The organism is Thermaurantimonas aggregans (genome assembly GCF_003851885.1).
GTDB classification, from domain to species: Bacteria; Bacteroidota; Bacteroidia; order Flavobacteriales; family Schleiferiaceae; genus Thermaurantimonas; species Thermaurantimonas aggregans.
The window spans coordinates 24664-48509 of the sequence record NZ_BHZE01000021.1 but is presented as its reverse complement, the minus strand read 5'-3'; the positions used below and the strand labels follow the sequence as shown (position 1 = coordinate 48509).

21 protein-coding genes are annotated in these 23846 nt (G+C 45.9%); 13 read left to right on the top strand and 8 right to left on the bottom strand.

What is annotated here, in order from left to right:
• The first annotated feature begins 240 nt into the window (after positions 1-240).
• The 12 genes from EIP89_RS11505 to EIP89_RS09360 all read left to right on the top strand — a co-directional run bounded on the left by EIP89_RS11505 (position 241) and on the right by EIP89_RS09360 (position 14919).
• Positions 241-528, top strand: a complete 288-nt coding sequence (locus EIP89_RS11505; protein ID WP_160160577.1) for a hypothetical protein — start codon at positions 241-243, stop codon at positions 526-528.
• Positions 468-1841, top strand: coding sequence for a pyridoxal phosphate-dependent decarboxylase family protein (locus tag EIP89_RS09410; RefSeq protein ID WP_124398428.1), 1374 nt, complete (start codon positions 468-470; stop codon positions 1839-1841). The genes EIP89_RS11505 and EIP89_RS09410 overlap by 61 nt, the downstream gene beginning before the upstream one ends.
• A 7-nt stretch (positions 1842-1848) precedes the next feature.
• A complete protein-coding gene (locus EIP89_RS09405) occupies positions 1849-2979 on the top strand; it encodes an MFS transporter (protein WP_124398427.1) in 1131 nt (376 codons plus the stop codon).
• 83 nt (positions 2980-3062) lie between these two features.
• Positions 3063-4568 carry a bifunctional phosphoribosylaminoimidazolecarboxamide formyltransferase/IMP cyclohydrolase gene (gene purH, locus EIP89_RS09400; RefSeq protein WP_124398426.1) on the top strand — a complete coding sequence of 502 codons (1506 nt, stop codon included), beginning with the start codon at positions 3063-3065 and terminating at the stop codon, positions 4566-4568.
• 25 nt (positions 4569-4593) lie between these two features.
• Positions 4594-5619, top strand: coding sequence for a rod shape-determining protein (locus EIP89_RS09395; protein WP_124398425.1), 1026 nt, complete (start codon positions 4594-4596; stop codon positions 5617-5619).
• Between the two features lie 54 nt (positions 5620-5673).
• Positions 5674-6507, top strand: a complete 834-nt coding sequence (gene mreC, locus EIP89_RS09390; protein ID WP_124398424.1) for a rod shape-determining protein MreC — start codon at positions 5674-5676, stop codon at positions 6505-6507.
• On the top strand, positions 6494-7015 hold the full coding sequence (locus EIP89_RS09385) for a hypothetical protein (RefSeq protein WP_124398423.1): 522 nt from the start codon (positions 6494-6496) through the stop codon (positions 7013-7015). Before mreC ends, EIP89_RS09385 begins: the two co-directional genes overlap by 14 nt.
• The gene (mrdA, locus tag EIP89_RS09380; protein ID WP_124398422.1) at positions 7012-8868 is read left to right on the top strand and encodes a penicillin-binding protein 2; all 1857 of its coding nucleotides are present in this window, start codon (positions 7012-7014) and stop codon (positions 8866-8868) included. Before EIP89_RS09385 ends, mrdA begins: the two co-directional genes overlap by 4 nt.
• Entirely contained in the window at positions 8865-10121 is a 1257-nt protein-coding gene (rodA, locus tag EIP89_RS09375) for a rod shape-determining protein RodA (RefSeq protein WP_124398421.1), read from the top strand. Before mrdA ends, rodA begins: the two co-directional genes overlap by 4 nt.
• A 525-nt stretch (positions 10122-10646) precedes the next feature.
• The gene (locus tag EIP89_RS09370) at positions 10647-11660 is read left to right on the top strand and encodes a 3-oxoacyl-ACP synthase III family protein (RefSeq protein WP_124398420.1); all 1014 of its coding nucleotides are present in this window, start codon (positions 10647-10649) and stop codon (positions 11658-11660) included.
• Between the two features lie 106 nt (positions 11661-11766).
• On the top strand, positions 11767-12411 hold the full coding sequence (locus EIP89_RS09365; protein ID WP_160160576.1) for a carboxypeptidase-like regulatory domain-containing protein: 645 nt from the start codon (positions 11767-11769) through the stop codon (positions 12409-12411).
• Between the two features lie 9 nt (positions 12412-12420).
• A complete protein-coding gene (locus EIP89_RS09360) occupies positions 12421-14919 on the top strand; it encodes a TonB-dependent receptor (protein WP_124398418.1) in 2499 nt (832 codons plus the stop codon).
• A 16-nt stretch (positions 14920-14935) separates the two neighbouring features.
• On the opposite strand, the gene EIP89_RS09355 is transcribed toward EIP89_RS09360, so the two are convergent.
• The 5 genes from EIP89_RS09355 to EIP89_RS09335 form a co-directional block, all read right to left on the bottom strand.
• The gene (locus tag EIP89_RS09355; protein WP_124398417.1) at positions 14936-15829 is read right to left on the bottom strand and encodes a hypothetical protein; all 894 of its coding nucleotides are present in this window, start codon (positions 15827-15829) and stop codon (positions 14936-14938) included.
• Entirely contained in the window at positions 15826-17148 is a 1323-nt protein-coding gene (locus EIP89_RS09350) for a polysaccharide deacetylase family protein (protein WP_124398416.1), read from the bottom strand. The genes EIP89_RS09355 and EIP89_RS09350 overlap by 4 nt, the downstream gene beginning before the upstream one ends.
• The gene (locus EIP89_RS09345; RefSeq protein WP_124398415.1) at positions 17141-17914 is read right to left on the bottom strand and encodes an ABC transporter ATP-binding protein; all 774 of its coding nucleotides are present in this window, start codon (positions 17912-17914) and stop codon (positions 17141-17143) included. The genes EIP89_RS09350 and EIP89_RS09345 overlap by 8 nt, the downstream gene beginning before the upstream one ends.
• Entirely contained in the window at positions 17914-18579 is a 666-nt protein-coding gene (locus EIP89_RS09340; RefSeq protein ID WP_245966136.1) for an MlaE family ABC transporter permease, read from the bottom strand. Before EIP89_RS09340 ends, EIP89_RS09345 begins: the two co-directional genes overlap by 1 nt.
• A gap of 182 nt (positions 18580-18761) precedes the next feature.
• Positions 18762-19478: a YebC/PmpR family DNA-binding transcriptional regulator gene (locus EIP89_RS09335; RefSeq protein WP_124398414.1), complete on the bottom strand. Its 717-nt coding sequence runs from the start codon at positions 19476-19478 to the stop codon at positions 18762-18764.
• A 244-nt stretch (positions 19479-19722) separates the two neighbouring features.
• Here EIP89_RS09335 and EIP89_RS09330 point away from each other — a divergent pair, with 244 nt between their 5' ends.
• The gene (locus tag EIP89_RS09330) at positions 19723-20391 is read left to right on the top strand and encodes an outer membrane beta-barrel protein (RefSeq protein ID WP_124398413.1); all 669 of its coding nucleotides are present in this window, start codon (positions 19723-19725) and stop codon (positions 20389-20391) included.
• A 48-nt stretch (positions 20392-20439) separates the two neighbouring features.
• Here the strand turns inward: EIP89_RS09330 and EIP89_RS09325 are convergent, their stop codons facing one another.
• Genes EIP89_RS09325 through EIP89_RS09315 form a run of 3 tightly spaced genes read right to left on the bottom strand, consistent with a single transcriptional unit; the run spans position 20440 to position 23721 of the window.
• Positions 20440-21690: an ABC transporter permease gene (locus EIP89_RS09325; RefSeq protein ID WP_124398412.1), complete on the bottom strand. Its 1251-nt coding sequence runs from the start codon at positions 21688-21690 to the stop codon at positions 20440-20442.
• Positions 21683-22939 carry an ABC transporter permease gene (locus tag EIP89_RS09320; RefSeq protein WP_124398411.1) on the bottom strand — a complete coding sequence of 419 codons (1257 nt, stop codon included), beginning with the start codon at positions 22937-22939 and terminating at the stop codon, positions 21683-21685. Before EIP89_RS09320 ends, EIP89_RS09325 begins: the two co-directional genes overlap by 8 nt.
• Before the next feature lie 5 nt (positions 22940-22944).
• Positions 22945-23721: an outer membrane lipoprotein-sorting protein gene (locus EIP89_RS09315; protein WP_124398410.1), complete on the bottom strand. Its 777-nt coding sequence runs from the start codon at positions 23719-23721 to the stop codon at positions 22945-22947.
• Between the last annotated feature and the right edge of the window lie 125 nt (positions 23722-23846).

The window sequence follows — 23846 nt, the reverse complement described above, 5'->3', positions numbered from 1 at the left end:
AAAATCAATTTTTTGAAATATCACTACCAAAAACCTGCTTTAAGTCTAATTCATTTTTTGTAACATTAAATACCATTTAAAAACTGATAAAAAAAAGCTGCCCTCTTTTAGGACAGCTTCTTTTTATTTTCTTTACTTATTTGGGCGTGCCCCAGCCGACAGTGCCTGCGGCACCTTCGTCTGGGTCGGGCTATCCGCTCATATTCGCCTTGCACGTGGGCACGGCACATCTGGGTTGCGTTGTCTGTCTTTACAGACCAGCCAGCCGCTCCCAGTGTGCCGTATGCCCACCCGCTGCGGCTCATATCCGCTTCTATCCCTCACGCGGCTTCAGGTGCCGGCTACAGCATCACTTTAGCCTACCTTCACCTTATGCTCAGCATATGGATGTACCACCCAAAATCACAAATATTTAAAACCACAAATTTTCCACTAAACTTGTACTTCATTTACAAACGAAATCCGCTATGGCCCCTGATGACACTTCAGATAAAATCTATCGCATTTTACAAACCCTTCAATCAATAAATAAATCTGATACCGACACCGATACCGGCCGACTGTTTGCCTACGCCTACGACGCGGGCGACAGCCAAATAAAAGAGCTCGCCCTCGACGCCTATCGAATGTTTGCCGATAAAAACGCTTTAGATTTTACAGTATTTCGCAGTGCAGTCTTTTTCGAAAAAGAAATATCTCACAGATTAAAAAAATGGCTCAATGCTCCCGAGTCAGCAATGGGCGTCTTTACAGCCGGTGGCACTGAGAGTATAATGATTGCTGCTCTCAGTGCCCGAGAGCATTTCAAAAAACAAGGTAAAGCAGGTACCCCTGAGATTCTCGCGCCCCACACCATACACCCCTCGATGAGCAAAGCCGCGTTCTATCTGGGCATGCACATCCGAAAAATTCCCGTCGATAACGAAGGTAAGGTGCATGTGCTCCAACTCCTGCAAGCTATCACCGAAAATACTGCCCTGATCGCCCTATCAGCTCCTAACTGGACCTATGGCACAGTCGACCCTATATCTGAAATATCCGCTGTAGCAGCCAGCAAAGGCATACCTGTACACGTAGATGCCTGTATGGGAGGCATGGTGCTGCCTTTCTTGCGCATGAACGATCATCCGGTTCCTGCATTCGATTTTCAAATTCCCGGAGTCCAATCCATTTCTGTAGATTTTCACAAGTTTGGCTACGCTCCTAAAGGTGCTTCTATGGTACTCTTTCGCACTGCTGAGTATGCAGCAGGCTGTATGTATGTCGATGCACATTCGCCTGGATATGTTTTAGTTAACAGAGCTGCGCTCTCTACCCGATCAGTTGGCCATTTGGCTGCCACTTATGCCGTTCTTGAATTCATTGGAGAAGAAGGGTACAAGCTCTATGCGAATCAAATTTCAGAAACATTTCAACTTTTTAAAAAAACCTTTGAAAAACTCGGTTTTCAGATTGCCATACCCTCAGTGCCGATAGTACTAACAGCTTTTAACCCTAATGCCGACATAGCCAACTTTGCCCTCAACATGAAAAAGAAGGGCTGGGTCCTTCACGTACTCAAAAAATATGGCAACGACGTTATACCTGCTTCCATTCACCTCACCATCAACCCTGTACACAATCGCGTAATAGATGAATTTACGTGCGATGCCACACAAGCCCTAGAGGAAGATTCAGGTATTTACATTTCAGAAATACAAAAAAATCCACAGTTGTTTATTCAAAAGCTTATCACAGGTGATCTCGATGCCATGCTGATTCCTTTAGTCATCGATTACGTACCTGATCACATGGCTACCGAAGTCATTAAACAAAAAGTATCTGACTGGTTTAAATCTTAAAATTCTAATGCCAAAAAAGCTTTATTTTACTGGGTTTCTGCTGGTAACTTTCGCTTCTCAAGCCATTTGGATCACCTTTGCTCCTGTAGCCAGCCGCATTGCCTCAGAGGTTGGAACTACACCAACCTACATTGGAATGTTGGCGGTTTTATATCCCATTTTCTTTCTGATTTTATCACTTCCTGCCGGAAGAAGGGTCGATTCAAACTTGAAAAAGTATATGCTGATTGCAGCCCTACTTACAGCTGCAAGTGCCATAGGTCGATTTATTAGCCAAAATTTAGTGATACTTTATTTCTGTCAGACTTTAGCTGCAGTGGCCCAGCCTTTCGTGCTCAATGGCTTTGTGCCGGTGGCTCACACCTTGTTTCCATCCCATCGAAGTCGGGCCCTTTCTGCCTTAAGCATTGCCATGTATTCTGGTATGGCCTTCTCGCTACTTACAGGTGTTTATCTCTACGAGCGTTTTGGAATGCACGGTCTGCTTTGGCCATCGGCCATCACCGGACTCTTCGGATTGGTTCTTATTGCCGTATTTAATAAATCAATTGATTATCGCTCCTTACAGTCGAAGGTCAAATTCTCAGAGATAAAGACGTTAATGACCAGCAAACCTGTCTTGCTACTTGGTAGTATCTTAGGGCTGGGCGTGGGAACGTTTGACAATTTATCCACATGGCTCGAACCCGCCCTCCGACATACTGAAGCCTCAAATACCGCAGGCAGCGCAATGGGAATGGCTATTTTAGCCGGAATTTTGAGTGTAAGTCCCGTAGTTGGCATTGTGTCGAAACGAGGCTGGCATACGCGCTATTTGCACTTTGCCACTCTGGCAGTATCAGGGGGTATGTACCTGCTGTCTACGCATCAGCCCGTATGGCTTATCAAAAGCATATTGATCTTCGGCGGCTCAGCAATGTTTCCTGCCTATCCGATTATTCTCGAGTTAGTAGCTGAACGCTATGTAAGTGTCGGCCTCGCTACTGGAGCTGTAGGCATGATAAGTCGCTTGATTACAGTGACTTTGACAGTATCGGCTGCACTTTTTATCTCTGGTCCCAAGGTGTTTTTTACCTATCTCTCTATTCCCGTACTCTTGGGATTTTTTTTGATATTTTTTTATGAAAAAACATCGTGATTACTTCGTCGGATTAGCCCTATGCCTCATTAGGTAATGCCTGAAACAATGTAACTTTGCATGAATTTTTAAAAAAAGCCGGAGTGTCCGTTAAGAAAATAAAAACTGCCTTAATATCAGTATATTACAAAGAAGGTTTAGATCAGTTAGTAAAAAAATTACACGAGTACGAAGTGGAAATTTATTCCACAGGCGGCACATTTAGGTTTATTGAAAGTTTAGGTGTTCCCGTAATTTCCGTTGAAGAGCTCACCGAATTTCCCGAAATTCTCGGAGGTAGGGTTAAGACACTACACCCTACCATTTTTGGGGGTATCCTCCGGCGCGATTCTAACCCCAACGATCTACTTCAGATTTCAGAACACGGCATCGTACCCTTCGATTTGGTGGTGGTTGACCTATATCCATTCGAAGAGACGGTAAAGAAGGGCGGCACTGAGCAAGAAATCATTGAAAAAATCGATATCGGAGGCATAAGCCTAATCAGGGCAGCTGCAAAAAACTTTACCGATGTGGCTATAGTTTCTTCCAGATTTCAATACTCCGACTTTTTAAACCATTACATCGCATCAGAAGGCACCACTGATCTCACCTATCGAAAAAGCCTTGCTGCTGAAGCTTTCCGAATTACCAGTCATTACGATACGGCCATCATGCATTGGTTCAATGGTTGGCCACTCTCCACCGCTGAAAAGCGCCCCCTGCGCTACGGCGAAAACCCCCATCAGCGCGGCTGGTTTGAGGGCAATCTCGATGAAATCTTTACCCAGCTTGGTGGCAAAGAGCTGAGCTACAATAACTTGCTCGACATCGACGCTGCTCTCTCCTATCTAAGCGAATTTGACGACACTACTTGCGTCATTGTAAAGCACAACAATGCCTGTGGACTAGCCTCGAGACCTACGGCTTACGAAGCCTGGACAGATGCACTCAAAGCAGATCCGGTCTCTGCCTTCGGAGGCATCATATCGCTTAACTGCCCGATTGATACACGTACTGCTGAAGCAATTTCGGGCATTTTCTTTGAAGTGTTGCTCGCACCAGATTTTGATGAAGAAGCTTTAAAAATACTCCTCGCCAAAAAAAACCGGATAATTCTGAAATACAAACCCTACAGCCCGGGTAAGATCCTGAAAAGATCAGCTCTGAATGGTTATCTCTTACAAGACAGAGACCATCATACCGATTCGATAGATGACCTGAAGTACGTAACAAACAGAAAACCAACAGATAAGGAAATTGCCGATATGTTGTTTGCTTCCAAAATCAGCAAACACACGCGCAGCAATACCATTGTGCTGGCTAAAGACGGCATGCTGCTGGCTGCCGGTACAGGCCAAACCTCAAGGGTTGATGCTCTGAAGCAAGCCATCCAAAAGGCCCAATCCTTTGGCCTCAACCTCGAAGGTGCCTCTATGGCCAGCGATGCTTTCTTTCCATTTCCGGACTGTGTGGAAATCGCTCACAAGGTAGGTATCTCAGCCGTCATTCAGCCTGGAGGGTCTATCAAAGATCAGCTGAGCATCGACTATTGCAACGAGCACAACATGGCTATGGTCTTTACCGGCTATCGCCACTTTAAACATTGATAACAATCTTAAAGACTTTTGATACATGGGACTCTTTGATTTTCTGACCGAAGAAATAGCTATCGACCTCGGCACGGCCAATACACTTATCATTCACAAAGACAAGGTGGTCGTCGATGCCCCTTCGATCGTAGCCATCGATAGAAATACAAATAAAATCATTGCAGTAGGCCATCAGGCCCGCATGATGCACGGCAAAACGCATGAAAACATCAAAACCATTCGCCCGCTGAAGGATGGTGTAATTGCCGACTTCGAAGCCTCGGAACACATGATCAGAGAAATGATCAAAAGCATCCCAGGCCTGAACAACAGATTCTTTACACCTTCGCTTCGAATGGTTATATGCATTCCCTCGGGCATTACTGAGGTGGAGAAACGAGCTGTGCGCGACAGTGCTGAACATGCCGGAGCTAAAGAGGTGTATCTTATTCAAGAGCCCATGGCTGCAGCCATAGGCATAGGGGTAGATGTACAAGAGCCAAAGGGTAACATGATCATCGACATTGGTGGAGGTACCACCGAAATCGCTGTAGTAGCCCTTGGAGGTATCGTCTGCGACAAGTCCATCAAAGTAGCAGGCGACATCTTTACAAACGACATCGCCTACTACATGCGCACTAAGCACAACCTCTTTGTAGGCGAACGCACTGCTGAAGAAATTAAAATACAGGTAGGTGCTGCCCTCGATGAACTCGACAATCCACCTGACGATATGGCCGTTCAGGGTCGCGACTTGCTGACCGGTAAGCCAAAACAGGTAGTCGTAAACTACAAAGAAATAGCTCGTGCGCTTGATAAATCCATCATCCGCATTGAAGATGCCATCATGGAAACGCTCTCTAACACACCCCCTGAATTGGCTGCCGATATCTACAACAGTGGCATCTATATGGCTGGTGGGGGCAGCATGCTTAGAGGACTAGACAAACGCATCTCCATGAAGACCGACTTGCCGGTGTACGTGGCTGAAGACCCCCTCAGAGCTGTAGTGAGAGGCACCGGAATGGCACTTAAAAATCTGGACAAATACAACTTTCTCAGCCGTTAAAGGGGCTGAGAAAGTTCTAAACTCATCCTCCAGCTACCAACTCCGGCATCAGGCATGAACAAAGTTTGGATTTTTTTTGAAAAAAACGCTTATCTCCTACTCTTCCTTTTACTTCAGTCCATAGCCCTCTCACGAGTCATAAGGCACAATTACTTTCAAAGCTATTTGTGGTTTACTGCCAGCAACTATGCTGTAGGAAACCTACATAAAATGGTTTTTGACATCAGAGAATACTTCAGTTTAAAAAGTCAAAACCAAATTCTTCAGCGCGAAAACGCCACGTTGAGAAATGCTTTAAATACTGAGCTTTTACCCGAAACAAACAACAAGGGCTTTGTAAACGACACTGTTCGCAAACAGGTGTACATCTATCAAGAGGCCAATGTGCTCTACAGCACCTACAACCTCCAAAATAACTATATGATCATTAACCGCGGCTCGGTGCATGGCATCAAGCCTGGTATGGCCATCATAACTCCTTTTGGCGTAGCTGGCATTACAAAAGACGTCGATACCCACTACTCTACTGCTCTTACCGTGTTACACAGCAAGTTTTCCATCAGTTGTCGGCCCATCAATAGCTACAACTTTGGTTCACTTACCTGGAATGGCAAAAATTACCGATATGCCCAGCTGATAGACCTGCCGAAACAAACCCACATACGAAACGGCGACACTGTAGTTACCGACGTACGTAGCCTTATCTTTCCCGAAGGCATACCCGTAGGCATCGTAAAGAGCTACCGACTGCGCGACCCTGGCGACTTCATTGAAGCTCAGGTTGAGCTCTTTACTGACTTCAGCAGCATCAATCAAGTATATGTGATCGACTTCCTTGAGAAGAAGGCAATCGAAAACCTGAAATTGCTCATCAATGAAAACAAGTGATGTCGCCCAGTGGATTGTAGCGATCGTATTTGCCATCGTGCTTCAAATCGGGGTGCTCGATCAAGTGAAGCTTTCAGGCTATATCAATCCTCAACTGCTACCTGCATTTGTAGTAATGTCGAAACCTGTTTTCAACAAATACGCTCATCTGCTCATCGCTTTTTTAGCAGGCTTTGCCATCGATGTATGGAATTCTACCGGTGGGCTTTACGCCTCCTCACTTTCCCTTCTATCCTTTGTGCCCGTTCAAAGAGTACTTGGATATGCAGCCCTGCAAGAAGCTAAGAGCATCCGCATCGAAACGGTGAAATTCAACCGATTTTTACTCTATCTCCTGCTCTCGTATTTACTGTTTTTTATTTGGATATATGTGGTTGATTCATTGGGATTTGGAAATCTAATGACCTTGCTGAGGAAAACCATTGCATCTACAACAGCGAGTCTCGCACTAATTGTACCCGTCGAATACGTTTTGACCAAAGGAACAGGCTCTAAAAACGGCAGATGAAGCGGATCACCTTGTTTATCGTCTTTTTGGTCGGAACCTGGCTTGTCTTCACAGCCAGACTTTTCTACATTCAAGTAATCGACGACCGATGGAAACTCTCTGCCGAAAACAATGTTATCCGCACATTGAAAATTTACGCCCCACGCGGTGAAATTCTCGACCGCAACGGTAAAGTGATAGTCGCCAATCAGGTAGCTTATGACCTGATGGTTATCCCCATGCAGGTACAGGCGATGGATACAGCCGAATTTTGTCGCCTCTTTGCCATTTCAAAAGACTTTTTCGTAAAACAACTCGAAGCTGCTCGCAGCTATAGCCGATTTAAACCATCGGAGTTTATCCGCTACATCCAGGCCAAAGATTATGCATACTTACAGGAAAAACTCTTTTTATTTCCTGGTTTCTTTTTTCAAAAGCGCACATTACGAACCTACCCGTACCCCGCAGCAGCTAATGTGCTGGGTTACATAGGCGAAGTGAATGAAGAGATCATCGAGCGCAATCCGGAATACAGCCGGGGTGATTTCATTGGCGTGGCTGGCATCGAAAAGTCGTACGAAAAATACCTGAAAGGAAAACACGGTGTACGTCGCATACTGGTAGACGTGCGTGGCCGCGAGAAAGGCCCCTACAAAGGCGGTATCTTCGACTCTCTTGCCATACCTGGCAGCGATCTGGTAGCTACCATCGACATAGAGCTACAGATGTATGGCGAAGCCCTTATGAAAAACAAACGCGGCAGCATCGTAGCCATCGAACCTTCCACCGGCGAAATTCTCATGCTCGTCACCAGCCCCTCATACGACCCCAATCTGCTCGTGGGCCGCGACCGAAACATCAACTATAGAAAGCTCTACAACGACTCCATCAACAAGCCGCTGTATGACCGCGCTCTACTGGCAGAGTACCCACCAGGATCACCTTTTAAAATCCTCCAAGCTTTAGTTGCCTTACAAGAAGGCGTTATCCAACCCTCTACCACCTTTACATGCGGTGGAGGCTTTAGAGCTGGAAGCCTTTTTGTGCGCTGTAAGTGTGGCACAAACTATCCACTTCCATTGCTTGCTGGCATTTACAAATCGTGCAACAACTATTTCTGTAACACCTACAAGCGCATCATCGACAAATACCCCAATGCCCCCACCGGAGTCGAAGTGTGGAGCCGACACATGAAGAGCTTCGGTTTAGGAATGTACTTCGACAACGATCTGCCCACTGGCCGCAAAGGCTTAGTGCCCGATTCCGCTTATTTTAACCGCAGCTTCCGCACCAATAAATGGAAAACCCTCAACACCATCTCTCTCGGCATCGGTCAAGGCGAAATGCTTGTAACACCGGTGCAATTGGCCAATGCAGCTGCCGCTATCGCTAATCGCGGCTATTATTATACCCCTCACCTCATCAAAAAAATTGACGGAAAACCCATTACAAACCCCCATTACACCAAACCCAAGAAAACCACCGTCGATAGCATTCACTTTCCGCCGGTGATCGAAGGTATGTTTCAAGTTTTTGAGCAAGGGACTGCTCGAGCTTCACGAATCCCAGGCATCGAACTCTGCGGCAAAACCGGAACCGCCCAAAACCCTCACGGCCAAGACCACTCCATCTTCATGGCTTTCGGCCCGAAAGACGACCCCAAAATCGCTATCGCCATCTTTGTCGAAAATGGCTACTGGGGCTCTCGCTGGGCTGCACCCATTGCCTCTCTCATCATCGAAAAATACCTCACCGGCAAAGTCGAGCGCAAAGACTTAGAAAAGCGCATGATGGAAGGCTCGCTCAAAGACGAATACGATCGTCAGCTCATCAAAATCTTCGGCCAAAAGCTCTTAACCTATCAACACCAATGAGAAAGAGGGAATCGATTTTCGAGGGCATCGACCTTTCTGTACTTTCGTTATATTACCTACTGGTCTTTATTGGCTTTATCAGCGTACTGGCTGCCGTGTACAATCCCGAGACGTTTTCCCTTACCAATCTCTCGCTCAATTACAACAAACAATTGCTCTTCATAGTAGCCTCTACCATTATCGGACTTTTAATACTCAGCATCGAAGGCCGACTCATCGAGCCCTTGTCTTTTCCGTTCTACCTACTCACTCTGATTCTACTTGTAGCGGTGTTGTTTTTTGGGGCTAAAATTTCCGGCGCCCGTTCGTGGTTTCAGATTGGTGCCTTTAGCCTTCAGCCCGGCGAATTCGCTAAGCTCTCAACTGCCATGATGGTAGCTACCGTCTTGGGTTCAGCCACCAAAAAGAATTTCAAGAAAAAAGTACTACTCGCCACGCTTATCGTTGCTATACCTGCACTGCTCATTCTGCCTCAACCCGACTTAGGTAGTACCGTAGTATTCAGCTCTTTCTTGCTGGTCTTTTACCGCGAGGGATTATCCATTTACTTTGTCCTCATCGCTTTAGCCCTAGCCGTATTTTTTATCTTGGCTTTAGTAATTGACCCACTTATTCTATCGCTCGTCTTGGGAGGCTTTGGTCTATTTGTCGCCATACTCTGGCGAAGAAGCCGAGCTGTATGGATTACCACACTCGGAGTCACTGCCATAGTAGTTCTCTTCGTCCAATCCGTTGACTTTGCCTTTTACAATCTGTTGGAAGACAGACATCGCAACCGCATCAACATCATGCTCGGCAAAGCCCACGACCCAAAAGGCATCGGCTACAATACCCACCAAAGCATGATAGCCATCGGCTCTGGCGGTTTCTGGGGTAAAGGATTCCTCCAAGGCACACAGACTAAGTACGACTTTGTGCCCGAGCAGCAAACCGATTTTATCTTCTGTACCATAGGCGAAGAGTGGGGCTTTGTAGGCTCTTTCACCTTCATCACCATTTTTCTACTCTTTATTTACCGCATACTCGTCCTCGCCGAACGCCAAAAACTCGCCTATGCACGCATCTTTGCCTATTCGGTAGCCAGCATTCTCTTTTTCCACTTTGCCGTAAATATTGCAATGACCATTGGCCTATTCCCCGTAATAGGTATTCCCTTGCCCTTCATCAGTTCCGGTGGATCATCGATGCTGGCCTTCTCTATGATGATTTTCATCCTCCTTCGCCTTGATACCTACCGAACCGAAATTTTGTAACACTCTCGATTTTTTTTTGGGCGTGCCCCAGACAAGGTGCCTTCGGCACCTTCGTCTGGGTCGGGCTATCCGCTCATATTCGCCTTGCACGTGGGCACGGCACATCCTGTACACCAGTAAGTAAGCAATAGCTTACCACACCTTGGCTGCGTTGTCTGCCCTACGGGCCAGCCAGCCTCGCCAAGTGTGCCGTATGCCCACCTGCTGCGGCTCATATCCGCTTCTATCCCTCACGCAGTTGCGGCCTTACGGCCGCAGCCCATAACCCGAATCCATGGCATCAAGCCACATTTAAACTTTAGCTCGCTTCTTTAAATTTTACAAAGTGAATTCACGGGCCATCTGACACCAGAAAGCCTCTTTTTCCACACCTCACCCCATTCATCATTCCCTTGCACGGATATCTTAATAAATTTATTCAAAAGTTGCTAATTCCATCATTTGATTTTTTGCCATCTTTAGCTCAATTTTTTCGTTAATCAATTCATAACAAATTTTTTACCTTGCGCCAGCTAATTGAGAGAAATGTACCGTTCGAAAATTACAGGCATTGGCCATTATGTACCTGACCATGTAGTCACAAATCACGACCTGGCAAAGCTGATGACCACCAGCGACGAGTGGATTGTAGAGCGCACCGGCATCAAGGAGCGCCGATTTGTAAAAAAAGGCGATGGCAACACTCCGTCAACAATGGGCACTAAAGCTGCCCTTATGGCCATAGAACGCGCAGGCATCACCAAAGACGACATAGACTTCATCATATTTGCTACCCTCAGCCCCGATTACTACTTCCCGGGCCCGGGAGTGCTGGTACAAGAGCAATTAGGCATTCGCGAAATTGGTGCCCTCGACGTGCGCAACCAGTGCAGCGGCTTTGTGTATGCCCTAAGCGTTGCCGACCAATTCATCAAGACCGGCATGTACAAAAATATACTGGTCATCGGTTCCGAGCTTCACAGCGGGGGCTTAGACTTTACCGACAGAGGCCGCAACGTCAGCGTTATTTTTGGCGATGGTGCGGGTGCAGTTGTCGTATCGCGTGCAGAAAAGGGCGAAGAAGGCGGTATCCTCTCCACCCACCTCCATTCAGAAGGCAAATACGCTAAAGAGCTCGCCCTAATAGCCCCAAACACCAGCAAGTGGGTACCCGAATTCATCAAAGAAAACAATCCGGAGGACACCTCTTACTATCCCTACATGAACGGCAACTTCGTCTTTAAGCACGCGGTAGTCCGTTTTTCGGAAGTCATCCAAGAAGCGTTAGATGCCAATGGTTATAAACCCAAAGACATAGACCTGCTGATTCCACATCAGGCAAACCTGCGCATCAGTCAGTACATCCAGCAGAAGATGGGTCTGGCCGAAGAAAAGGTCTACAACAACATTCAGCGCTACGGAAATACTACCGCTGCCTCCATTCCCTTAGCCATGAGCGAAGCCTGGCAAGAGGGCAAAATCAAACCAGGCAACCTCATCTGCCTGGCAGCCTTTGGCAGCGGATTCACTTGGGCTTCTGCACTCATTAAGTGGATATAAAACATCGTTAAAGCCTTTCCGTATCCGTTTTTTACCTGATGTGACGAGGCTTTATAAACACTATTTTTGTTTGACGTCCAATCAATAGACAAGCACCAACTTGAACGTGTTCAGATTACTCCTTGCAGCCGCTCTATGTCTTAGCGCCCTTGTGGGATTTGCACAAAAGGGCACTAAGGCTATTCAAATTTCAGGAGTCATAGTCACCGACGACGACATTCCCCAATTTATCCCAAATACACACGTACTGATACGGTCCCGCGGCCAGGGCACAATAAGCAGCAGCGACGGTTTTTTTTCTATAGCCGCCATGCCCGGCGACACAATTCTTTTCAGCTGCATAGGTTTTAAACGCGAAAAGTTCTACGTATCGCCTGAACTGAAAGACGAAAAAGGCTATCTGATGACCATTACCCTCGTGCGCGACACCACCATGCTACAAGAAGTCACCCTCTATCCCTGGCCATCGCGCGACAGACTCTATACCGAGCTCCTGGCCATGCGACCTCAAACCACTGAACTCGATATAGCACAGCGCAACCTGGCCCTCGAATCGCTCAAAGACCGCGCTCGCGCCATGGGCTTCGATGCCTCTGAAGCTGCCAGACATGTGATGCGCCAACAAGAACAATCTATTTACAACTACAATCGCTACAACGGATTAGCCAATGGCGGTCAGGCTATGCTTTTACAATTGTCCAATCCTTTTGCATGGCTCGAACTTTTTGAGTCTCTGAAAAAGAAAAAGTAATTATCTGATTTGAGATCCATTTTGTCCTGGCGATCGAGCTTGTTGACTCTTGTTTTGCTGTTGGGAGGCATAGTCCGGCTTTTCGCCCAGACAGCGATCATTTCAGGTACGGTCACCAACCAAGAAGGCCGACCCCTTGAGCTGGTAGAAGTCTACTGCCGCGGATTCATCACCTACACTTCAGCCGACGGAAAATATCGCCTCGAAGTTCCTGCCATGAAAAATTCTTGGATTTATTTTTATCTATTCGGGTATAGAAAAGACAGCCTGAAAGTAGACCTGCAGTCAAACAAAGAGTACAATTTTAAAACAACGCTAAAACTGCTGGCTGAAGACCTGGATGAAGTGCAAGTAGTCGAAGAAAAAAGCCGCATTACCAACACAACGGTGATCGACGTTAAGGCACTCGACATGCTCGCCGGACCAGTTACCGGTGTAGAGGGGCTTATCCGGCTGCTGCCCGGCGTCACCTCGCGCAATGAAATGAGCTCACAGTACAATGTACGCGGAGGTAATTTCGACGAAAACCTCGTGTACGTCAACGGCATTGAGATCTATCGCCCCTTTCTGGTGCGCAATGGCCAGCAAGAAGGCCTCAGCTTCATCAATCCCGACATGGTGGGCAATATTGAGTTCTCGGCCGGCGGATTCGACGCGCGCTACGGCGACCGCATGGCCTCAGTGCTCGACATCACCTACCGCAAGCCCGAGAAATTCGGCCTTCGCTCCGAAGCCAGCCTGATGGGTGGCAGCCTCACTATTGATGCCATCGGCCTCAAAAATCGATTTACAGCTCTGAGCAGCATTCGCTATCGAACTAACGAACTACTACTCGGTTCGCTCGACACAGATGCTGATTTTCGGCCAAGATTTACTGATGCGCAAGTGTACCTCACCTACTCACTCACCGACCGATTAGAGCTGAGTTTCCTCGGCAACTACTCTCGAAATATTTACAAAGTAATTCCCTCCATTAGAACCACCAACTTTGGCACTGTACAGCAGTCACTGCGGCTCACCGTCTTTTTCGACGGTATGGAAAATTACGACTTTATTACGCGCTTCTCGGCCTTATCAGCCGACTACAGGCCCAATAAAAAACTAACCATGCGCTGGGCTGTTTCAGCGTTTCAGACCACTGAACAAGAGTATTTCGACATTGTAGGTGCCTATCGCCTTGCAGAGCTCGACAACAATCTCGGCTCCGACCAATTCGGCGACATACGCTTCATTAGGGGTGTGGGCGGATTCCAAAACTATGCTCGAAATCTGCTCGACGCCATTGTAGTAAATGCTCAATATACCTCTACCTACGTCGGAAATCGCGGAACATGGGGCTGGGGCCTTCGCTGGCAAGCTGAAGACATCATCGACCGTTACAAAGAATGGGAAACCATAGACTCTGCAGGCTACAATCTGCCGCACTTTAGGCGATACATCTTCAGAGCCGACACGCTTGGAAACGTGTTTGTCGATACCGTGGAACCCAAAGGCCTTTTCTTATACGAAAGCTTTGACACCAGAGCTTCAGTGTTTTCTCAACGATTTATGGGATATGGCGAATACTCCTCTAACCTGAAGCTGCTCAATGGAGACCTATATTATACAGCCGGTATTCGATTCAATTACTGGGACCTAAACGATCAACTTCTCATTATTCCAAGATTTACAGTCAAATACAAACCTTCTGGTCCCAAAAACCGTATATTTCGCTTATCGCTTGGGGCATATCACCAACCGGCTTTTTATCGCGAGATGCGCGACATCACAGGTAATGTGAACACCCGCTTGCGGGCACAGGAGAGCTATCACCTAGTAGCCGGGCTCGACCAGGTAGTTACTCTATGGGACCGCCCCTTCCGCATCGTTACGGAGTATTACTTCAAGTTCCTGCGCAATCTCGTAACTTACGAACTCGAAAACGTACGCTTGCGCTATTCAGCGCGCAACGATGCCGACGGATTTGCAACGGGGCTTGACTTTCGCATAAATGGTCAGTTTGTCAAGGGCATTGAATCTTGGTTTAGCGCCTCCCTGATGACCGTGCGCGAGCGGCTAAAAGACAATCCCCAGCTCGGCTACCTACCTCGACCTACTGACCAACTATTCAATGCAAGCATTTATTTTCAAGACTATTTGCCCAAAGACCCCACCTGGCGCGTTGGACTTACATTGAGCTTCGGTACAGGCATTCCGTTTAATCCACCGCAATTTGAGCGCACGGCCACTACTTACCGCATCCCACCATATCGACGCGTGGATATTGCTTTTTACAAAGTGCTAAAAGAAGAAGGAAAGCCTTCTAAATACCGCGCCTTTAATGTGCTAAAATCAGCTTGGGCAGGTGTTGAGGTTTTTAACTTGTTTGGCATCAGAAATACCATCAGTTATCTATGGATCAAAGACATAAATGCAGCCAATCCCGATCTGACCACAGGCAGACAGTTTGGCGTGCCAAATTATTTGACTAACAGATTGATAAACGTAAAAGTGGTTGTGCGTATCTGAATTTCTGAATCGACTTTTAAAACCACTTTTTCCAGTTGTAATAGATTTCTTCCTGGGCTCCAAAACCTTCGTAAAACCTCCGAAGACCAGGAATATCAGATCCTTCAAAGTCAAAAACATCTGCTAAGCCGGCCTTTTGCGTAAGCACGTGGTCAATAAGAAGGGTGAGTGCATGTGTTTCTTTCCCGTAATCAGTTGTTGCACTGAATAAGAGTATCACCCTACCTCTGTATTCGAGAAAGAACAGCCCGGCAATGGCAGTGTTGTACTCGTCGTAAAGAGTAATCAGATAGCCGGTTTTGCGGTGAATGGCTACATACATGATTTGCCTCAGCGTGGCATAGTGGCGCTCTTGAAGGTGGGGCAATTCCTTGCCCTTGTTGTTTTGAAATATGCGAAGCAGCACATCGGGAGCATCGTTGTAAAAAAACTGATGCGGATACTTTTCAGCTTTAGCCAGATTTCGTTTCGTGTTCTTCGAATAGCGCGCTCTGATTTTTTCAGCATTCGACCCAATAAGGGTAATTAAAAGATTGGTTCGCGGTATCAACTTACCGGAGCGAATGTTTTCAATCGGATTCTGTGCATTTAAACACAGGTCCTTGTAAACATATTTAGCTGGAATCTTCTTTAAAAACGCTTTTAAAAGTTCGGCAGAAACCCTTTCACGTGAAAATACCCCAAGCTGTTGAGTGCCATAGGGCCTAATGACAGAAGGCAGTACCCTTTTGTAAAGCTGTGGGGTAAGGGGCATCACGGCCTTGTAGTCGTCATACACTAGGGCATCCCAGCCATAGGCTACAATGTCAAGATACCAGCTTAGGCCATATATGAGGGCTTGCGGATCGAGATGGATGGTGGTGTCCCACTGTTTTACGTCGATATCTGCATTTTTTACCAGGCGAATCATAAAAGCCTTTTGATGTAATCTAACATTTCGATGTGCAGTTGGTTCCAGCCTTTCCAATCGGGTTGGTGTTCGCTAAAGGTCCTGTTATGCCATACAGTTATCAGGTGCCCGTTTACCTTTTTTACTTGATCGATGATAGGAAAAATACTTTGTGCAGCTTGCTCCGGTGTAAGCTTTAAGTAATCGATAAATGTAGTTTCCATCAATGGAAAGGGATGGATCATGAGGTCAGTCTGCATTTCTACTTCGAGGTCATAAAAAGGATAAGGGGTACAAATACCTGCCCTAAAGCCGGGCTGCTGAGCATAGCCCATCGAGTAGTCGTCAGTAATACCCAATTCAATCAACTGTCGAAATGTAGTCGGCAAGGTGAAGCGCAGGTAGTGCATGCGGCTTTTGGTGATTTGCCGACGTATAGTAGCCTCTAAGGCCGTAATTTCGCGCTCCATTTCAGAAAAATCCTGACTTGCTCGATACGAGGGGTGTGCTCCTACTTGAGCAAAGTCGGCTACATACTTGATATGCTCCTGATGGCTCGGGCTGTATATCGGCAGATTTCGATCGTAGGGCCCATATTTTGAGTATAGGTAAAAATAAATGACCTCAAAACCGTATTTCTCAAAGAGCCTCAGCTGGTAATCAATGGTGTCATACGGATCTTTAGCGCCCAAAAAAACGGTGCTAAAGCGCTCCTTCACTTTAGAGAAATTCAGAGCGCGCAGGTCGTTTAAAAAGCCTCCCAATATGCGCATTAAGCCTTTGCCTTTGTAGGCATACGTATTATCCACATCTACGGTAGCCGTGTAAGAGAATGTGGTAGATTTAAATGCAAAACCTGGATAGCGTTCCAGTATTTTATCTTTTAATTGAAGACACCAGTAGTTTACTACAGGTCTATCCAAAAAACCATTCCGACTGGCAATAGACTCTGAAGGCAAAAATCGGCCGTGCGCATCGCTCAGGTGGGGCAAATACTCTTCGTAGCGCGACACCATATAAAAAACCGATGCAAATACATCGTAGCACACATCGCTACATATCTCGTGAAAGAGATGAACACCACAAAAAGGGTTTAAAGCGCATCGCACCTCCTGCTCAAATATGTCAGTAGAAAACAGCAAACGCGAGGGATAAATCCGAATGCCATCTAACTCACGACAAGAGCTGTAGTTGATTTTTGGGCCTTGATGATTTAAAAATTCTTCTTTTTTTTCAGTGATTCTGTAGTTACAAGGAATTACATGTTCAAAAATTACCCTGGCCGTGTAGAGCAGTCGGGGTGTAATTTTTTCAGAGAAAATCAGCAAATAATCATTCACGAGCAGAGGCCGTCTGATGTGATTGTTTGATGCGTTTGAAGAGTTGGGAGGTAAAAACAAATTCGTTTACATCCTCATTATCCGTACTGAGAATTTCCGATTTACTGCCTTGCCAGGCTTTGTAACCCTCTTTAATCAATATGATGTTGTCGCCAATTTCCATCACCGAATTCATATCGTGGGTGTTGATCACGGTGGTGATGCCAAATTCTTGAGTAATCTCGCGAATGAGGTTATCGATTACGATGGACGTTTGAGGGTCAAGGCCTGAGTTAGGTTCGTCGCAAAAGAGGTACTTTGGATTCATAGCAATGGCACGAGCAATGGCCACGCGCTTTTTCATTCCCCCACTCAGCTCAGCTGGATATTTTTTATTGGAATTTTCGAGATTAACTCTTTTGAGACAAAAGTTTACTCGATCCAACATTTCTTTTGGACTCATCACGGAAAACATCTTGAGCGGGAAAATCACGTTTTCTTCGACCGTAAGCGAATCAAACAGAGCACTGCCCTGAAAGACCATTCCCATCTCGGTGCGCAGCGCCTTACGACGCTTAAAGTCCATTTGCGAAAGCGGCTCACCGCTATAGTAAATCTCCCCGCCATCGATGTCGAAAAGTCCTAAAAGCGACTTCATAAACACCGTCTTGCCGGAGCCCGATTTGCCGATGATTAGATTGACTTTACCGGGATAGAATTCGGCAGAGATGCCTTTGATTACTTCAGTATCGCCAAACTTTTTCCGAAGATTCTCAACCCGTATCATCAGCTCAAAATTATTTGGGTAAGGATGTAGTTGGCCAAAATGATGATCAGGCTACTGGCCACCACAGCCCGTGTACTGCTCTGACCTACTTCTACAGCACCACCTTTTACATAGTAGCCAAAATAGGCCGATACTGTGGTGATGATAAAGGCAAAAACCACCGTTTTAATCAGCGCATACGTCACATAAAAGGCTTTAAATTCCAGCAAAAGACCCTCAATAAAATCCTCAGGGCCCACCATGCCGGTGAGCTGTCCGAACACGTAGCCACCTAAAATGCCCAAAAACATCGACATACTGATCAAAATCGGATTGAAAACCATAGCTGCGAGCACTTTTGGCAGGATGAGGTATGAAGCAGAATTCACGCCCATCACCTCCAAAGCGTCGATTTGCTCGCTCACGCGCATTGTTCCGAGTGTTGAAGCAATATTACTACCCACTTTACCCGCCAGAATAAGGCTGACCATGGTAGGCGAAAACTCGAGAATAATGCTCTCGCGAGTGGCTATTGCTATATAATACGGCGGAATAAGCGGGTTTTCGAGATTCAATGCCGTTTGTATGGTTACAACTGCACCCACAAAAAGCGAAATGATGGCTACAAGGCCCACAGAGTTGATGCCGAGTTGTTCAATCTCTATCAGAAAGGCATCGAAATACATACGCTTATTTTCGGGCTTACGGAAAACTCGCCCAAGCATCAGCACGTATCGCCCAAAATCTTCTAAATACCTGTAAAGGTTCAAAGCTCTTAATTTATTTTACAAAAGTAGTACGCTGCGAGGGGTGGCTGGGTTTTCGAAGGTGGTAAATTGTGTATAAAGGGGCTGTGCCGCCCCTTTTATCAGGCCATGTTGTGATATACGTTTTGTACGTCGTCGTCTTCTTCGATTTTTTCGAGCAACTTTTCTACCTGAGCGCGCACATCGTCAGGCACTTCGCGCGTTTCGTGGGGGATGCGCTCTAAACCTGAAGAGATTACTTCCAGGCCCAGTTCTTCGATGCCTTTCTGCAGCTTGCCGTAATCTGAAAAATGCCCGTACACCATCAAAGTATTGTCGTCTTCGTCTTCGAAGAACTCTTCGGCTCCGTAATCGATGAGCTGTAGCTCGAGTTCTTCGATGTCCATGTTTTCCGGTTTGCGAATTTTGAATTGGCACTTGTGGTCAAACATAAAATCGACTGATCCACTGGTGCCAAGCGAGCCATTGTGTTTGTTGAAATAGCTGCGAATATTTGCTACGGTTCGCGTGGGATTGTCGGTTGCGGTTTCGATAAGTATAGCGATTCCACCGGGGCCATATCCTTCGTACACCACTTCTTTGTAATCGGCCATCTCCTTATCGGTGGCGCGTTTGATGGCGCGCTCGATGTTTTCCTTAGGCATGTTAACTGCCTTTGCATTTTGAATGGCAGCTCTAAGTCGCGAATTGGTTTCAGGATTCGGACCTCCTTCTTTTACAGCTATTGATATTTCTTTTCCGATACGTGTAAAGTTTTTGGCCATAGTGGCCCATCGCTTAAACTTTCGCTCTTTGCGGTATTCAAAGGCTCTTCCCATAAAAATTCTCTGATTAGTGCACTTTTAGCCTGCAAAGGTATAGTAAACTGCCTTGGGATGTAGGAAACAGCTCTGCGAACACTGAGTGAGATTTGCCTTTTTTAGAATCTCATGCATCGTGTTTATAAAATCTTTGGTATGAAAATCTTACTTTTAGTGAAGAGACTCTCTTATTCGGAAAAATTTACATTTAACATAAGTTGCTTTAACAAAAGATATTTTTGAAACACTTATTATCGCAAACATGAAAACAAATTTTTTTGCAGTGTTATTATCGCTGGCTTCATTGGCTGCCAATGCGCAATTTAAGGCCGGATCAAAACTCATAACCGGCGATGTAAGTTTCGGAAATTCCTCTAACAAAGTTGAGGATAAGACTAATAATATTACCACAGTAACAAATGGACCCAAACAATCGGACTTTGGCATCTCAGCTGCCGGAGGTTATTTTTTAAATGACAAGTTAGCGATAGGATTGGGAATTGGCTTTGCCGTATCAACGAGTGAAGAGCAGTTAGATCCAAACACCACATCAGAAACTCGCTCAAATGTCTTTAGTATTTCACCTTTTGTTCGCTATTACATTCCATACAACGAAAAATTTGCCTTCTTTGGCGACTTCAGTTTGGGAGTTGGTTTTGGGAATTATGTGGACAAACTCAACGTAGGCAATCTTACCACCGAGCAAAAAAGCTCTTCTAATATTTTGCTAACAGGCATAACTCCTGGTTTTAACTACATGGTGCACAAAAACATCGGTCTGGAAATTCGCTATGGATTTCTTGGCTACTCATCGCTTTCTCTAAAAGTCGATGGTTCTAATCCTGGAAATTACACCAAAGTATCCACCACTACATTTGGGCTCGACTTTGGACTGAATACCCTAAATTTCGGAATAGTTGTTTTTTTATAGTTTCCTAAGAAATTAATCAATCGTCTGAAGGGGGCAATGGCTGCAAGGTTATTGCACCCTTACTGCATCTGCAGGGTTGATCTGAAGTGCCTTCCAACTGGGATAAAGACTAGCTAGAAAAGAGAAAACAAGGACGAGCGTTATCACATTTCGATAAAAATCAGGTTCTATTACGGGATACACCATCGTAGGAATACCAAAGGCTGCCAAGGCATCAGAGAGAAAGTTTAAATCAATTCCACCCATTAATGGCCATAAAATCAATCGGCCTATCAGCAAACCCACACCTGTACCGAGCAGCGTCATCATCAGAGTTTCCAACTGCAGCATTATAAACGTCCGGGTTTTGTTTAGACCGATGGCTTTAAGCATACCGAGTTCATGCGTGCGTTCGTGTACGATCATGAGCATCGTATTGAGAATACCAAAGCTTAGTCCGAGCATAATGATGATAATAAAAATGTACAACACTCGGCTTCCTACATCTTGCAAATACACCAACTCTGGAGAGAGTCGGCGCCAGCTCTGCACCAGCAGCGTTGGCAAAGCAGCGGCCAATCTTGCTTCGGCTTTTACCGCCTTATTTTCATCGGTAAAGAGCACTGCAACTTCGTGTGCCTGTCCATCAGTACCTAGCAATCGATTAAGGTCTGAGCGAAGTACAAATACATTACGCTCATCGTATTGTGTACTCACACTTCGAAAGATGCCAGTTACTTTAAAAGCACTCGAAATCACATTGTATTCACGATCGGTAAACGAAAGCACTATTCTCGACCCTAAGCCCACATTTAGCTTATTTGCCAATTGGCGTCCAATAAGCACCTGCATAGGCTCTTCGGTGCTGAGGTAAGTCCCTTCCACCATCAACTCATCGAAGGCGGTCACTTGCCTTTCAGCTTCGGGATCAATCCCGCGAATTTGTACAGCTCCTGAAGAGGTGGGCGACTGCACAATACCGGTAGCAATGGTGCGAAGGCAGTGCCTTAAGTAGCTGGGCTCTTTTTTCAAGGCTGATTCTACCTGCGAAACATCAGCTATGGTGTATTTTACCTCAAACTGCTCAGACCACTTGGGATGGTGTATCTGTAAATGACTGAAATTCTTTTCAATAACGATTTTAAAGCGCTGGGCAATCATACCTTGACCCATACTGATAGCGATCATCCCACCCGCCAATCCAAGCGATACAGCCGTCATCAGGGTCAGTGAGCGACCCTTATTTCTCCAGATGTTTCGATAGGCTACGGCAAACAAAAGCCGCAAATCAGCTAAAATATTTCGGGCTTTGTCAGTCACCTCTTGCAGCTTTTAAAAAGTTTAGCTTCATCACAAATCGATAAGGATAAATGGCTATGAAACTGCTGATGAGTAAAATCACCAGACCTTGTCCAAGGAAAATGATAGGCTTGATGGAGAAGTATAACATGGGTTCAATGCCAAAATCATCGGCTATTGCCTGTAAATCGCCACCAAGTGGAATAGGATGAAAGTGCATGTAGATGAGTATGGGAAATCCTATTGCCACACCAAGAAGTACGCCTGTTAAGCCAAGCAAAAGAGTCTCTACTACGGTAGTCAGTGCCAGCAATTTTCGCTTCATGCCAATACTGATCAGCACGCCAAATTCGCGGGTGCGCTCAAGCGTCATCGTGAGCACAGTACCAAAAATGCCAAAACCAACCACTACGTAGAGTATGGCCAGCAATACGCGGTTTGAAATTGTATCGAAAGCCAAAGCTTGTAACAGCTCGGGCAACATCTCCTCCCAAGTAAGAGCCGTAATGCCTTCGCTAAGAAATTCGGAGCGAATAGCATTTGCCAATTCTGTTGATTTTTCTGGATTTTCTGGATTCACCAAAACTTGTGTCACAAGCCCCGGCATATCAAAAAGTCGTTGAGCCTCATCAAGTGGGAGGAAGAATGTGATTTTATTTAACTCTTTTACGCTAAGTTTTACAATGCCCGCCACATGATACTTGCCACTTGCTAAAGTGCCTTGATACCCCTGACCTATGACAACAACAGTATCTCCCACCTGCACCTGAAGGTATTCTGCCAATTCTCGCCCGAGTACAGCTCCTCCCAGTGAATCAAACAGTGATCCTTTGATGATTTTAGAAGACAGACCATTAAAATCGTTTTCTGCTTCAGGCACAATGCCTTGTATCAGTGCACCTGAAGTCTTTCGGGGCCCGGCCGCCAATACAAAATTTTGAATCCTTGGAATATAGCCTGCTTTAAATGGCAGATTTGAAAGTCGCCCGAAGTACGATTCGTTCCAGGGGATGGACAGGTCGAGCGAAGGGGTGTTGCGATAACCTGTATCCATCAACTGAACATAGCCGGTAGATAATTTCACGGAGGTCTCAATCAAGGCATCGTGCGAACCCTCATTAATGCTCTCAGCTATCAGAGCAAGTAGTACAGCAAAAAAGACACTTGACACTGTAATGAGTGAACGCTTACGCGAGCGCAAAAGATTTCTTACAGCAAGTTGTACGATGAGTTTAATCGGTAAAGTTGATCCAGAGCTGATAGGTTGCATTAGCCTCAGCGGATGTTTTTTAAATTTTGTAAGCTGAAAAAGTCTTCTTTGATGGGCTTGTCAAATACCGCATTAACGTATTCGATCACAGTCTTGTGGCCTGGTTTGCCTTGAGGGATCATTTCGATACGCGTCGGGATTTTTCGGCCTCCAACTTCACGAATTTTGCTGTTTTGAATTACGGAGACCAACTCGCCCTTATCTCCGTAATTTTCGCTACGGCGGTGCAAATAATCGTCTTTACCAATCCACACTTTCACCTTGCTGTACACGATGGATGAGCCAGGTTTGGGATACATCTCGATGACCCAGCAATCGGTACCGTCTATTTTTTCCGAGCCAACGAGCCGTTGTTCAAAGTCGTCAATGATCGAGCTTTCGCGCACCAAATCGTCGTTGGTAAAATCGCTACCCATCCAGCTTTGCGACATCATATTAGGAGGGAGCTTAATGGTGCGATCGACATTAGGCACATAATTCCAGATTTCTTTTTTGCGCTTTAAGAACGCTGTGCCGCGGTCGCGAGCTGGCTCAATGATGAGCACTAAGCTGTAGTCTTGTCCTTTTGCCCAGGTTTTCATCTGCATTTCGCGCGTGTAGCGAGGTCGCACGATCTGCATGCGCATTTCGAGTTCAGCACTTTCACCACGCATGCGCTCCTCCATTCGTCGTATAATTTCTTCCGCTGTCTGGGCTTGAAGATTTGTAAATGCCAGTGACGCAAGTGCTACATTTAAAAGTTTCCCTACGAAAGCCAATGTATGTTGGATCAAAGTTTTCATACTGATTACAAAGGCATAAAAGCCAAAATTGTTTGTAAAAGTACAGCGAGCTTCACCTTAATTTTTTGCTAAAGAAAAAACGCCCCCTTCAGGTCGAAGGAGGCGTTTTTATTTGATTATTTTTT